This window comes from Agrococcus sediminis (assembly GCF_007923295.1).
GTDB lineage: Bacteria > Actinomycetota > Actinomycetes > Actinomycetales > Microbacteriaceae > Agrococcus > Agrococcus sediminis.
The window spans coordinates 252,313-266,230 of record NZ_VOIR01000014.1 but is presented as its reverse complement, the minus strand read 5'-3'; the positions used below and the strand labels follow the sequence as shown (position 1 = coordinate 266,230).

8 protein-coding genes and 1 pseudogene are annotated in these 13,918 nt (G+C 73.2%); 4 read left to right on the top strand and 5 right to left on the bottom strand.

Translation table 11 applies throughout. The features are described 5' to 3' along the window. The first annotated feature begins 123 nt into the window (after positions 1-123). Together FQ330_RS08840 and metX are read left to right on the top strand one after the other, a co-directional pair. The gene (locus FQ330_RS08840) at positions 124-1,443 is read left to right on the top strand and encodes a bifunctional o-acetylhomoserine/o-acetylserine sulfhydrylase (RefSeq protein ID WP_146356838.1); all 1,320 of its coding nucleotides are present in this window, start codon (positions 124-126) and stop codon (positions 1,441-1,443) included. Between the two features lie 22 nt (positions 1,444-1,465). Beyond that, the gene (gene metX / locus FQ330_RS08835; RefSeq protein ID WP_146356836.1) at positions 1,466-2,692 is read left to right on the top strand and encodes a homoserine O-acetyltransferase MetX; all 1,227 of its coding nucleotides are present in this window, start codon (positions 1,466-1,468) and stop codon (positions 2,690-2,692) included. A 294-nt stretch (positions 2,693-2,986) separates the two neighbouring features. On the opposite strand, the pseudogene FQ330_RS13570 reads toward metX, so the two are convergent. The 5 genes and pseudogenes from FQ330_RS13570 to FQ330_RS08810 all read right to left on the bottom strand — a co-directional run. Then, a pseudogene (locus FQ330_RS13570) lies at positions 2,987-3,697 on the bottom strand (glycosyltransferase 87 family protein); the annotation flags it as partial. 167 nt (positions 3,698-3,864) lie between these two features. Beyond that, positions 3,865-4,908 (bottom strand): hemolysin family protein, encoded by a 1,044-nt coding sequence (locus FQ330_RS08825; protein ID WP_128189667.1) that lies wholly within the window; start codon positions 4,906-4,908, stop codon positions 3,865-3,867. Then, entirely contained in the window at positions 4,905-6,218 is a 1,314-nt protein-coding gene (locus FQ330_RS08820; protein ID WP_146356834.1) for a hemolysin family protein, read from the bottom strand. The genes FQ330_RS08825 and FQ330_RS08820 overlap by 4 nt, the downstream gene beginning before the upstream one ends. A 63-nt stretch (positions 6,219-6,281) precedes the next feature. Next, positions 6,282-7,724 (bottom strand): GMP reductase, encoded by a 1,443-nt coding sequence (guaB1, locus tag FQ330_RS08815; protein ID WP_146356832.1) that lies wholly within the window; start codon positions 7,722-7,724, stop codon positions 6,282-6,284. A gap of 18 nt (positions 7,725-7,742) precedes the next feature. Then, positions 7,743-9,320, bottom strand: a complete 1,578-nt coding sequence (locus FQ330_RS08810; RefSeq protein WP_146356830.1) for a bifunctional 3'-5' exonuclease/DNA polymerase — start codon at positions 9,318-9,320, stop codon at positions 7,743-7,745. Between the two features lie 90 nt (positions 9,321-9,410). Here FQ330_RS08810 and FQ330_RS08805 point away from each other — a divergent pair, with 90 nt between their 5' ends. Beyond that, positions 9,411-9,917, top strand: a complete 507-nt coding sequence (locus FQ330_RS08805; protein ID WP_146356828.1) for an HNH endonuclease — start codon at positions 9,411-9,413, stop codon at positions 9,915-9,917. Positions 9,918-10,010: 93 nt separating this feature from the next. Then, the gene (locus tag FQ330_RS08800; RefSeq protein WP_146356826.1) at positions 10,011-13,862 is read left to right on the top strand and encodes a multifunctional oxoglutarate decarboxylase/oxoglutarate dehydrogenase thiamine pyrophosphate-binding subunit/dihydrolipoyllysine-residue succinyltransferase subunit; all 3,852 of its coding nucleotides are present in this window, start codon (positions 10,011-10,013) and stop codon (positions 13,860-13,862) included. Positions 13,863-13,918 lie beyond the last annotated feature (56 nt).

Here is a 13,918-nt window from a genome sequence, read left to right as displayed (position 1 = left end):
CTGCCGCGCAGCCGGTGCCCGCGCCCGAGTGTTACGCCGCGCGTCGCACCCTCCTGGCGCGCAGCGCCCGGACGGCGCACGCTGGAGCACGACCTGAGCCCCAGCCCACCCGAGGAGACCGCCATGAGCGACTGGAAGTTCGAGACCCTGCAGGTGCACGCGGGCGCGCAGCCCGACCCCACCACCAAGGCGCGCATCACGCCCGTCTACCGCACCACCTCCTACGTGTTCGACAACGCCGACCACGCCGCGCGCCTCTTCGGCCTCGCCGAGTTCGGCAACATCTACTCGCGCATCATGAACCCGACCAACGAGGTCGTCGAGCAGCGCATCGCCGCGCTCGAAGGGGGCAGCGCCGCCCTCCTCCTCGCCTCGGGCCAGGCCGCGACCACCTACGCGATCCTCAACATCGCGAACGCCGGCGACCACATCGTCTCGTCGTCGTCGATCTACGGCGGCACCTACAACCTCTTCCACTTCACGCTGCGGAAGCTCGGCGTCGAGGTGACCTTCGTCGAGGACCAGGACGACCTCGACGAGTGGCGCCGCGCCATCCGCCCCAACACGAAGGCGCTGTTCGCCGAGACGATCGGCAACCCGCGCATCAACCTGCTCGACATCGCGGGCGTCTCGAGCGTCGCCCACGACGCCGGGGTGCCGCTCATCGTCGACAACACGATCGCGACGCCGTACCTCATCCGCCCGCTCGAGCACGGCGCCGACATCGTCGTGCACTCGGCGACGAAGTTCCTCGGCGGCCACGGCTCCGTCGTCGCCGGCGCCATCGTCGACGGCGGGCGCTTCGCGTGGTCGGCGTCGGACAAGTTCCCGGGCCTCACGACGCCCGACGAGTCGTACCACGGCGTCACCTTCACCGAGGCGCTCGGGGACGCGATCGCCTACATCATCAAGGCGCGCGTGACGCTGCTGCGCGACGTCGGCGCATCCTCCTCCCCCGACACCGCGTGGCAGCTGCTGCAGGGCATCGAGACGCTCTCGCTGCGCCTCGACCGCCACGTCGCGAACGCCACCGCCGTCGCGCAGTTCCTGCAGGCGCACCCGCAGGTGACGCAGGTGCACTACGCGGGCCTCCCGTCGAGCCCGTGGCACGAGCGCGGCCAGCAGATCGCGCCGCGCGGCACCGGCGCGGTGCTGTCGTTCGAGCTCGCCGGCGGCGTCGAGGCGGGCAAGGCGCTCGTCGAGTCGCTCGAGCTCTTCAGCCACCTGGCGAACATCGGCGACGTGCGCTCGCTCGTCATCCACCCGGCCTCGACGACCCACGCGCAGCTGACGCCCGAGCAGCAGCTCACCGCCGGCGTTACGCCGGGCCTCGTGCGCCTCTCGGTCGGCATCGAGCACGTCGACGACCTCATCGCCGACCTCGGCCGCGGCCTCGAGGCGGCCGCCGCGAAGGCGGCGGAGCTCGACGCGGCCGCGGCCTGAGACCGGGCGGAGGCGGGCACCCGTGGACTGGCAGCTGAGCGACGACGCCCAGCCCGCCGCCAGGGTGCCCGCCTCCCGGCTCGCCGACCCCGCATCCACCCACGCCGCCGCGACCGACGCGCGCCCCGTGCCGGTCACGGGCGCCTGGCGGCCCGGCGACGACCCCGGCGACCGGCGCTTCGCCCGCATCGGCGACCTCGCGGTCGAGGCGGGCGGCACGGTGACGGATGCGGTGCTCGCCTACGAGACGTGGGGTCGCCTCGACGAGCGGCGCGGCAACGCCGTGCTCGTGCTCCACGCGCTCACGGGCGACAGCCACGTCCGCGGCCCCGCGGGACCCGGGCACGCGACCGCCGGCTGGTGGGAGGACGTCGTCGGCCCGGGGCTCGCGATCGACACCGACCGGTTCTTCGTCGTCGCCCCGAACATGCTGGGCGGCTGCCAGGGCTCCACCGGGCCCGCATCCCTCGACCACGACGGCGTCGAGTGGGGCTCCCGCTTCCCGCGCGTGACGATCCGCGACCAGGTGGAGGCGCAGCGCCGCCTCGCCGACGCGCTCGGCATCGAGCGCTGGCACGCGGTCGTCGGCGGCTCGATGGGCGGCATGCACGCGCTCGAGTGGGCGATCGAGCACCCCGAGCGCGTCGGCAGCGCGGCGCTGCTCGCCTCGAACGCGGCGACGAGCGCCGACCAGATCGCCCAGAACACGCTGCAGATCGAGGCCGTCACGACCGACCCGGGCTGGCTCGGCGGCGACTTCTACGACCTGCCCGGCCACGCGGGCCCCGCGCGCGGGCTCGCCCTCGCGCGCCGCATGGCCATGCTCGGCTACCGCTCGCCGCACGAGCTCAACGAGCGCTTCCGGCGCGAGTGGCAGTCGAGCGTCGACCCGCTCCACGGCGGCCGCTTCCAGGTCGAGTCGTACCTCGACGTGCACGGCAACCGCTTCACGCGCCGCTTCGACGCGGGCTCCTACGTGCGGCTCGTCGACGCGATGAGCACGCACGACGTCGGGCGCGGGCGCGGCGGCGTCGAGGCTGCGCTCGAGCGCGTCACCTCACTGGCGCTCGTCGTCGGCATCACGAGCGACCGGCTCTTCCCGGTCGCCGATCAGCAGCGGCTCGCGGCCGGGCTCCCGACGAGCGTCTCGGGCCCCGAGCCCGTCGTGCTCGAGAGCGGCTTCGGCCACGACGCCTTCCTCATCGAGTCCCGCCGCGTGGGCGACCTGCTCACGACGCTCCTCGGCTGAGACGGCGAACGGCCCGCGCCGCGCGGCCCGCAGCAGCATCCACACCGCGCCGACGAGGATGCCGACGTGCACGAGGTTCCGCACCGTGAGCAGCAGCACGGCGGCCGGATGCGCGACCACGAGCCAGTCGTAGGTCCAGGGGAACTGCACCTGGGTGAGCACCGCGACGAGCGCGATCGCCCCGACGCCCCGCCAGTGCCGGCGCGCGCCCGCCTCGGCGAGCAGCAGCGCGGGCACGACGAGCCACAGCACGAACTGCGGCGAGCCGACCTTGTTCGTGACGATGAGCGCCGCGACCATCGCCACCGCGAGCCACACGATCGCCTCGCGCCCGTGCGAGCGCCGCACCGCGATCGCGCCGACCGCGCACAGCAGCACCACGACGGCCACGAGCACGGGCGTCGCCAGCGCCGAGACCGTGCGCACGCCGTCGCCGCCCACCTGGAACGTCCAGATCTGGCGGTCGAAGAACACGAGCGCCTCGTCGACCGTCGCGGCCCACATGTACGGGGTCGCCGCGATCGCCTCGATCTGCAGCCCGCGGTCCTCCTGCTGCGTCAGGAACGACAGCGAGTGCTCCGACCCCAGCAGCAGCGCGACGCCCAGCACCGCCGCCGACACGAGCGCGCCCGCGGCGAGCACGCGCATCCGCTCCCGCCGCGCGATGAGCATCGCGAGGTAGAGCACGCCGGGCCACACCTTCATCCACGCCGCGACGGTGAACGCCGCCGCCGCGATGCCCGGACGGCCCCCGCGCAGCACCGCGAGGCCGATGATGCAGACCGCGACCGCGACCGTGTCGATGCGGCCGAGCGCGACGGGCCCGAGCGCGAGCTGCAGCCCGAGCCACGTCCACGCCATCGTGCGCCCGCGCGGCACGTCGAGCAGCATGCGCAGCGCGACCGCGTCGAGGGCCGTCACCATGAGCATCCACACGAGCGGCAGCGCATCCGGGCCCAGCACGTCGGCCACGAGGATCGGCGCCCACGCCAGCAGCGGGTACACCCACGGCACGTCGACCCCGAGCCACTCCCCCTGCTCGCCGCGCTCCACCCACGACGGGTAGACGTAGAGCACGTCGCCGTAGGCGTCCGAGACGCTCGGGATGGAGAGGATCGCGAGGAGCGCGTGCACGCCCCCGAACGCGAGCCACAGCCACGCCCGGTCGCGCGTCAGAAGAGCCTCCTCGTGGCGTCGCGGACCTCGCCGACGAGCTCCTCGATGATGTCCTCGAGGAACAGCAGGCCGGTCGTCGCGCCCTCCGCGTCGAACGACCGCGCGATGTGCGCGCCCGTCGAGCGCATGATCGCGAGCGCGTCCTCGACGTCGGACTCCTCGTAGATCGAGGCGAGCTGGCGGATGCGCTTGGCCGGCACGGGCTCGTCGGCCTGCACGTCGTCGGCGCCCAGCACGTCCTTGATGTGCACGTAGCCCGTCGGGTGGCCCTCGGCGTCGGAGATCACGTAGCGCGAGAAGCCGCGCTCGCGCACGGCCGCCTCGACGTCGCCGGGCGTCGCGCCCGCGGGCAGCGTGACGATCTCGTCGAGCGGCAGCGCCACGTCGCGCACCCGGCGCTCGGTGAACTCGAACGTGCGCGAGATGGCGCCCGTCGGGTCGAACAGCAGCCCCTCGCGCTTCGAGGTCTCGACGATCGTCTCGACCTCGTCGATCGTGAAGGTGCTCGACGCCTCGTCGACCGGCTCGACGCGGAAGAGCCGCAGGATGCCGTTCGCGACCGCGTTCATCACCCAGATGACGGGCTTGAACACGCGCGAGATGAGCACGAGCGGCGGGGCGAGCAGCAGCACCGCGCGGTCGGGCACCGAGAACGCGGCGTTCTTCGGCACCATCTCGCCGAGCACGACGTGCAGGTACGTGACGAGCAGCAGCGCGATCACGAACGCCACGACCGACACGACCTCGGGCGCGAGGCCCGTGAACGCGAGCGGCCCCTCGAGCAGGTGGTGGATCGCCGGCTCGGAGACGTTGAGGATGAGCAGCGAGCAGATCGTGATGCCGAGCTGGCACATCGCCAGCATGAGCGAGACGTGCTCCATCGCCCACAGCGCGAGCTTCGCGGCGCGGTTGCCGCGGTCGGCGAGCGGCTCGATCTGGCTGCGCCGCGCCGAGATGACGGCGAACTCGGCGCCGACGAAGAAGGCGTTCGCGACCAGCAGGATCACGAGCCAGAGGATGCCCAGCCAGTCCTCGCTCATCGGTGCCCCTCCTCGGTCGCGGTGGGCCTCGCGGTGAACCGCACGCGGTCGACGCGGCGGCCGTCGACGCGCTCGACGCGCAGGCTGCCGCCCTCGACGTCGACCGTGTCGCCGACGGCGGGCAGCGAGCCCAGCTCGGCCATGATGAAGCCGCCGATCGTCTCGTAGGGGCCGTCGGGCGGCACGGCGACGCGCGTGCGCTCGAGCAGCTCGTCGGGGCGCAGCGAGCCCGGGAACGTCACCCATCCGGGGCCCTGCACGACCTCGACGAGGTGGCGGTCGTGCTCGTCGGCCACCTCGCCGACGACCTCCTCGATGAGGTCCTCGAGGGTCGCGATGCCGGCGGTGCCGCCGTACTCGTCGACGATGATCGCCATCTGGTAGCCGCGCTCCTTGAGGTCCGACAGCAGCGCATCGAGGTGCAGCGACTCCGGCACGCGGTGCGGCTCCTCGGCGATCGCGGCGACCGGCACGTCGGCGCGGCGATCGCGCGGCACGGCGATCGCCTGCTTGATGTGGGCGATGCCCTGCACCTCGTCGAGGTCGCCGTCGATGACGGGGAACCGGGACAGCCCGGTCGCGTGCGCGAGGGCGACGAGGTCGGCCACCGACTCGGAGCGCTCGATCGCCTGCACGCGCGGGCGCGGCGTCATGACGTCGCCGGCGCTCAGCTCGGAGAAGCGGAGCGTGCGGGAGAGCAGCGTGGCCGCCCCGGCGTCGAGCGCGCCCTCCATGGCGCTGCGCCGCACGAGCGTCGAGAGCTCCTCGGCGGTGCGGGCGCCCGAGAGCTCCTCCTTCGGCTCGAGGCCGATGGAGCGCAGGATGCCGTTGGCGGAGCCGTTGAGCGCCAGCACGGCCGGCTTGAAGATCGCGGTGAAGGCGCGCTGGAAGGGCGTGACGGCGATCGCGGTGCCGAGCGGCCGCGCGAGCGCGAAGTTCTTGGGCACGAGCTCGCCGACGATCATCGAGAGCACCGTGGCCCCGGTCATGGCGATCACGCTCGCGAGGGGCCCCGCGAAGCCCTCGTCGAGCCCCCACGAGACCAGCACGGGCGTGAGCTGGCGCGAGATCGCCGGCTCCATCGTGTAGCCGGTGAGCAGCGTCGTGAGCGTGATGCCCAGCTGCGCGCTCGAGAGGTGCGTGGACGTCTGGCGCAGCGCCTTGATGGTGCCCTCGAGCCGGCCCTCGCCGCGGGCGCGGCGCGCCTCGAGCTCGGAGCGGTCGAGGTTGACGAGCGCGAACTCGCTTGCCACGAAGAGGCCGGTCCCGATCGTGAGCACCACGCCGATGGAGATGAGGATCGCATCCATCAGCGGATCGGGTCCGGCGAGGGACTATGACTGTCGTCGTTCACCCGGGCATCCTACCCGGCCTCACCACGAGACCGGCAGCGCCTTGCCCTCCTCGTAGCCGGCGGCCGACTGCACCCCGACGCGCGCCCGCTCGCGGAACGCGGGCACCGTGTCGGCCCCCGCGTACGTGAAGGACGACCGCACGCCGGCGGTGATCATGTCGACGAGGTCCTCGACGCTCGGCCGCTGCGGGTCGAGCAGGATCGTCGACGACGAGATGCCCTCGGCGAAGAGCCGCTTGCGCGCGAGCTCGTAGGCGTCGAGCTGCCCGAAGCGCCCCAGCACCGCACGCGTCGAGGCCATGCCCCACGACTCCTTGTACAGGCGGCCCTGCCCGTCGCGCTGCAGCCTCCCGGGCGCCTCGATCGTGCCGGCGAACCACGAGCCGATCATGACGCTCGAGGCGCCGGCCGCGAGCGCGAGCGCCACGTCGCGCGGGTAGCGCACGCCGCCGTCGGCCCACACGCGCGCGCCGAGCTCGATGGCCGTCGCCGAGGTGTCGAGCACCGCCGAGAACTGCGGCCGCCCGACGGCCGTCATCATGCGCGTCGTGCACATGGCGCCGGGCCCGACGCCCACCTTCAGGATCGACGCGCCCGCCGCGACGAGGTCGCGGACGCCGTCGGACGAGACGATGTTGCCCGCGGCGACCGGCACGTCGTCGCCCACCGCGGCGCGGACGGCCTCGAGCGCCCGCAGCATCCCCTCCTGGTGGCCGTGCGCCGTGTCGACGACGATCACGTCTGCCCCTGCGTCGACGAGCGCCTTCGCCTTCGCTCCCGGGTCGCCGTTGATGCCGACCGCGGCGGCGACGCTCAAGCGGCCGGATGCGTCGAGGGCGGGCCGGTAGATGTCCGAGCGGATGGCGCCGAGGCGCGAGGCGATCCCGATCGCCCTGCCCTCCTCGACGACCGGCGCGACGTCGACGCCCTCGCGCTCGAGCGCGGCGAACATCGCGCGGCCGTCGGCCGCGTCCGAGGGCGACAGGTGCGACAGGTGCGAGTGCAGCAGGTCGCCGAGCCGCGCGTCGCCGAGCGCCGAGCCGAGCCGCTCCGCCGGGATCGCGCCGAGCAGCGTGCCGTCGGCGTCCTCGACGACCACCGCGTGCCCGGCCATCGCCGGCACCCGCTCGAGCACGTCCTGCACGACGTCGTCGGCGCTCGCCCGGTGCGGCGACTCGAGCCGCACCGGCTGCGCCTTCACCCAGTCGATCGACGCGACCGTCTCCTCCAGCGGCGGATCCTGCGTGAGCACCGCCATGCCGCCGCGCCGCGCGAGCGTCGCCGCCATGCGCGGGCCGGTGACCGAGCTCATGTTCGAGGCGACGATCGGCAGCGACGCGCCCGTGCCGTCGTCGGGCGAGAGGTCGACGCTCATGCGGGAGCCGACGTCGCTGCGGCTGGGGACCAGGAACACGTCGGAGTAGGTGAGGTCGTGCTCCGGCAGGTCGTCGATGAAGCGCATGCCACCAGGGTAGAGCGGTCAGTCCTTCGCCTGACCCCAGTCGTCGACGACCGCGGTCTGCACCGGGAAGTCGACCGGGAAGTCGCCGAAGAGCACGCGGCCCGCGAGCGCCGCCGCCTCGCGCACCGACTCGGCCACCGCATCCGCGTGCTCCGCCGGCGCCTGCACGATCACCTCGTCGTGCAGGAAGCACACGAGCGCCGCGCCCTCGACGTCGCGGATCGCGCGGCGCACGCCGGCCATCCAGGCGAGCGCCCACTCGGCGGCGGTGCCCTGCACGACGAAGTTGCGCGTGAACCGGCCCCAGGCCCGCGCCTGCCGGGCGCCGCGCTCGTCGTCGCGCCAGCGCGGCGGCAGCGGCGACGTGCGCCCGAGCCACGTGCGCACGCGCTCGCGCCGCTCACCGGCCCGCGCCGCCTGCTCGACCGCCGCGAGCGCCTTCGGATAGGCGCGGGCGAGGCGCGGCAGCACCACCGCCGACTCGCCGGTCGTGCCGCCGTAGAGGGCGCCCAGCATGCCGAGCTTGCCGTGCTGGCGGCTGTCGACCACGCCCCGGTCGACGAGCCCCTGGTAGAGGTCGGCACCGCGCCCCGCCTCCGCGAGCGCCTCGTCGCGGGCGAGCGCGGCGAGCGCGCGCGGCTCGAGCTGCGCGGCGTCGGCGACCACGAGGCGCATGCCGGGCTCGGCCGCGACCGCGCCGCGGATCTGCCGCGCGATCTGCATCGCCCCCGAGCCCTCAGTCGCCCACCGGCCGGTGACGACGCCTCCCGGCACGTACTCGATCGCGAGCCGGCAGCGGCCCCGCTCGTCGACCCGCGCCCACCGCTGCGCCCACGCCCAGCCGTTGGCCGTGTGCAGCCGCGAGAGCCGCTTGTACGCCAGCAGCGGCGCGATCGCGGGGTGCTCGAGCTCGCGCAGCTCCCATCGCGCCGTCGAGGACGCGTCGAGGCCCGCGCGCCGCAGCGCCCGCAGCACCTCCTGCGGCGAGTCGGGGTTGAGGCCGGGCTCGCCGAGCGCGGCGCGCACCTCGCCGGCGAGCTGCTCCATGCGCCGCGGCCTGCCGCCGGCGCCGGCGCCGCGCTCGCCGAGCGCCTCGACGAGCAGCGCATCGTGCCTCGCGCGGTCGAACGGCAGGCCCTCGCGGCCGAGCTCGGTCGCGACCACCGCCCCCATCGACTCCGCCCCGGCCAGCATCGCGAGGCCCGTGTCGGCCCCGATCGCGCGCTCCTGGGCGCCGAGCTGCAGCGCGAGCTCGTCGAGCGGCTCGGCCTCGGGCGCGAGCGAGAAGAGGCCCTCGGCGTCGCGGCGCAGCGGGCGCGCCCAGCGCTCCTCGAGCGGGAGCCCGCGCGCGTCGGCGAGGATGCGGTGCACGAGCCGCACGTCGCGCGCGCGCTCGATGCGCACCCCGGCCGCGAGCAGCGCCGGCACGACCGCGCGCGCGTCCTGCCAGACGAGGCGCACGCCTGCCCGCGTCAGGCGCTCGTCGTCGGCGATGCGCTGCGCGTCGTGGACGCGCACGTCGACGGCCCGCTCGGCGTCGAGCGTCGCCACCGCCATGCGCTCGCCGTGCGCCAGCGGCACGACCGCGACATCCATGGCCCGAAGCTACGCCGAGCCGCCCACGCGCTCGCGCGCCCATAGCCCCCGTTCACCGGCGTGGTGCACCATGTCCCTGGAGGCAGTGCGATGACCGCGCAGGTGGTGGTGCTCAACGCGACGCTCGAGCCGATCGGGGTCGCCTCGCTGCAGCGCGCCGTCGCGTTCATCGTCAAGGAGCGGGCGCAGATCATGCTCGCCGCCGACGGCACGATCCGGTCGAACTCCCTCGAGCTGCCCGTGCCGCGCGTCGTGGTCTTCAACGAGTACGTGCAGATCCCCCACACCCGGCTGTACGACCGCATGCCGTGGAGCAGGCGGGGCGTGCTCGACCGCGACCGCCGCCGCTGCGCCTACTGCGAGGGGCCGGGCGCGACGATCGACCACATCCACCCCGCCTCGCGCGGCGGCGCATCGACGTGGCTCAACACCATCACGGCGTGCGTGGCGTGCAACGGCGCGAAGGGCGACCGCACGCCGAGCGAGGCCGGCATGCCGCTGCGCTTCGAGCCGCGCGTCGTCTGGCGACGCGAGGTCATGCTGCTCGCCGTCGAGGCCGCCGGCGTCGACCTCGCGGAGCTCGGCCTGCGGCACTGAGCGCGGCCGCGGCGCGACTATGCTGGAGGGCGATGTCGCCGCGGACTGCCTGCGGCATGCCCGAGAAGAACATCGGAAGAGGCGATCGATACCGTGTCCAGCCCGGCGGACGACAGTGACTTCGGAGCGAACGAGTGGCTCGTCGAGGAGCAGTACCAGCTCTTCGTGAAGGACAGGGGGTCGGTCGCCCAGTCGTGGTGGCCCATCCTCGAGCGGTACGCCGCGCAGCGTGACGGCGGCGGTGCCGCCACCGGCATGAGCGAGGCGCCGAAGGCCGCGACCGCGACGGCCACCGCAGAGCCGCCGAAGCCCGCGCCGGCGACCGAGGCGCCCGCCGCTCCCGCCGCGACGCCCGCTCCGCCCAAGCAGCCCGCGCCGCCGCGGAAGCCGGTCCGCGCCGAGTCGCGCCCCGACCAGCCCGTCGACTCGGGCGAGGGCCAGCGCAACCAGGACGCGCCGCAGGAGAACACCGAGGGCCAGGCCGACACGCCCGCCCCCGCGAAGGCCGACGGCGGCATCGTCGCCCGCACGACCCGGCAGGCGGCGCGCCCGAAGCCCGTGCCCGCCGACGCGCCGACCGCGAGCGACAAGCAGGCGGCGAAGGAGGCGAAGCCGACCGAGGAGCCGGTCGTCACGACCCTCCGCGGCATGCCGAAGTCGCTCGCCGCCAACATGGACAAGTCGCTGTCGGTGCCGACCGCGACGAGCGTGCGCACCGTGCCGGCGAAGCTGATGATCGACCAGCGCATCGTCATCAACAACCACCTGCGCCGCACGCGCGGCGGCAAGGTCTCGTTCACGCACATCATCGGCTACGCCCTCGTGCAGGCGCTCAAGGCCTTCCCGAGCCAGAACGTCTACTACGACGAGATCGACGGCAAGCCCGCGATGGTCGCCCCGCCGCACATCAACCTCGGCATCGCGATCGACATGCCGAAGCCCGACGGCTCGCGCGCGCTGCTCGTGCCGAGCATCAAGAGCTGCGAGACGCTGGACTTCTCGGAGTTCGTGGCCGCGTACGAGGCGCTCGTCAAGAAGGCGCGGGCCAACAAGCTCGAGGCCGGCGACTTCGCCGGCACCACCATCTCGCTCACGAACCCGGGCGGCATCGGCACTGTGCACTCGGTGCCGCGCCTCATGCAGGGCCAGGGCGCCATCATCGGCGTGGGCGCGCTCGACTACCCGGCGGAGTTCATGGGCTCGAGCCCGGAGCGGCTCGCCGAGGCGGGCATCGGCAAGACGGTCACGATGACCTCGACCTACGACCACCGCGTGATCCAGGGCGCAGGCTCGGGCGAGTTCCTGAAGATCGTGCACGGGCTGCTCGTGGGCGAGCAGGACTTCTACCGCGGCATCTTCGCCGACCTGCGCATCCCGTACGAGCCGATCAAGTGGTCGACCGACGTCTCCGTGCGCGCCGCCGACGAGCTCTCGAAGCAGACGCGCGTCGCGCAGCTCATCAACTCGTTCCGTGTGCGCGGCCACCTCATGGCCGACATCGACCCGCTCGAGTACGTGCAGCGCACCCACCCCGACCTCGAGATCGAGCAGCACGGCCTGTCGTTCTGGGACCTCGACCGCGAGTTCGTCACCGGCGGCTTCGGCGGCAAGCGCTCGGCGCTGCTGCGCGACATCCTCGGCGTGCTGCGCGACACCTACTGCCGCACCATCGGCATCGAGTACATGCACATCGCCGACCCGGCGCAGCGCCAGTGGTTCCAGAGCCACCTCGAGGTGCCGTACGTCAAGCCCACGCACGACGAGCAGATGCGCATCCTGCGCAAGCTCAACGAGGCCGAGGCGTTCGAGACGTTCCTGCAGACGAAGTACGTCGGCCAGAAGCGCTTCTCGCTCGAGGGCGCCGAGTCGATGATCGCGTTCCTCGACGCCGTCCTCGCCGGCAGCGCCGAGGCGGGCCTCGACGAGGTCGCGATCGGCATGCCGCACCGCGGCCGCCTCAACGTGCTGACCTCGATCGCCGGCAAGACCTACGGGCAGGTCTTCCAGGAGTTCGAGGGCGCCGCCGTCTTCCAGGGCTCCGGCGACGTGAAGTACCACCTGGGCAACCAGGGAGAGTTCACCGCCGCCGACGGCTCGACCGTGCCGGTCTACCTCGCCGCGAACCCCTCGCACCTCGAGGCGGTCAACGGCGTGCTCGAGGGCATCGTCCGCGCCAAGCAGGACCGCATCGGCGACGGCGAGCACTCCGTGCTCCCGATCCTCGTGCACGGCGACGCGGCGAACGCCGGCCAGGGCGTGGTCTTCGAGACGCACCAGCTCTCGCAGCTGCGGGCCTACCAGACCGGCGGCACCATCCACCTGGTCGTCAACAACCAGCTCGGCTTCACGACGCCGCCGAGCGAGTCGCGCTCGTCGACCTACGCGACCGACATCGCGAAGTCGATCCACGCGCCCGTGCTGCACGTGAACGGCGACGACCCCGAGGCCGTCGTGCGGGTCGCCGAGCTCGCGTTCCAGTACCGCCAGGAGTTCAAGCGCGACATCGTCGTCGACCTCATCTGCTACCGCCGCCGCGGGCACAACGAGGGCGACGACCCCACGATGACGCAGCCGCTCATGTACTCGCTCATCGAGGCCAAGCGCTCGGTGCGCACGCTCTACGCCGAGAACCTCGTCGGCCGTGGCGACATCACGAAGGACGAGTACGAGGCGGCGCAGGCCGACTTCCAGGGCAAGCTCGAGCAGGCGTTCATGGAGACGCACGCCGCGGCAACCGGCTCGATGCCCATCGTCACGCCGCACGCCGAGCAGGCGGTCGCGGGCGAGCCCGAGACGACCGGTGTCGACGCATCCGTCATCGCCGCCATCGGCGACGCGCACGGCAACGCGCCCGAGTCGTTCACGGTGCACCCGAAGGTCAAGCAGGTGCTCGACAAGCGCGTCAAGGCGAGCCGCGAGGGCGGCGTCGACTGGGCGTTCGGCGAGCTGCTCGCGCTCGGCTCGCTGCTGCTCGAGGGCACGCCGGTGCGCATGTCGGGCCAGGACACGCGTCGCGGCACCTTCGTGCAGCGGCACGCGGTCATGCACGACCGGCACAACGGCCAGGAGTGGCTGCCGCTCGCGAACCTCGGCGAGCAGCAGGGGCGCCTGTCGATCTACGACTCGCTGCTGAGCGAGTACGCGGCGATGGCGTTCGAGTACGGCTACTCGGTCGAGCGGCCCGATGCGCTCGTGCTGTGGGAGGCGCAGTTCGGCGACTTCGCCAACGGCGCGCAGATCGTGATCGACGAGTTCCTCGCCTCGGCCGAGCAGAAGTGGAACCAGCAGTCGTCGCTCGTGCTGCTGCTGCCGCACGGCTACGAGGGCGCCGGCCCCGACCACTCCTCGGCCCGCATCGAGCGGTTCCTGCAGCTGTCGGCCGAGAACAACATGACGATCGCCCGGCCGTCGACGCCCGCGAACCACTTCCACCTGCTGCGCCGCCAGGCGTACGCGCGTCCGCGCCGCCCGCTCGTGGTCTTCACGCCGAAGGCCATGCTGCGCCTGCGCGACGCGACGAGCGCGGTCGAGGACTTCACGAGCGGCCGCTTCCAGCCGGTGATCGACGACCAGCAGGTGCAGGACGCGGGCGCTGTCACGCGCGTGCTGCTGCACTCGGGCAAGATCCACTACGACCTGAAGGCCGAGCTCGCCAAGCGCGGCCGCAGCGACATCGCGCTCGTGCGGGTCGAGCAGCTCTACCCGCTGCCGGTGGACGAGATCAACGCCGCCGTCGACCGCTACCCGAACGCGCAGCTCGTCTGGGTGCAGGAGGAGCCGCTCAACCAGGGCGCGTGGCCGTTCGTGCACCTCGCGCTCCCCCGCCACCTGCACGGCCGCACGCTCAAGGTGGTCGGCCGCGCCGCATCCGCGAGCCCCGCGACGGGCTCCGCGAAGCGCTCGTCGCAGGAGCTGCAGGCGATCCTGGAGTCCTCGCTCGGCTGAGCATCCTTCGGCTGAGCAACGCCTCAGCGCCGCCTGACGATCCCCGCATGAGTCCG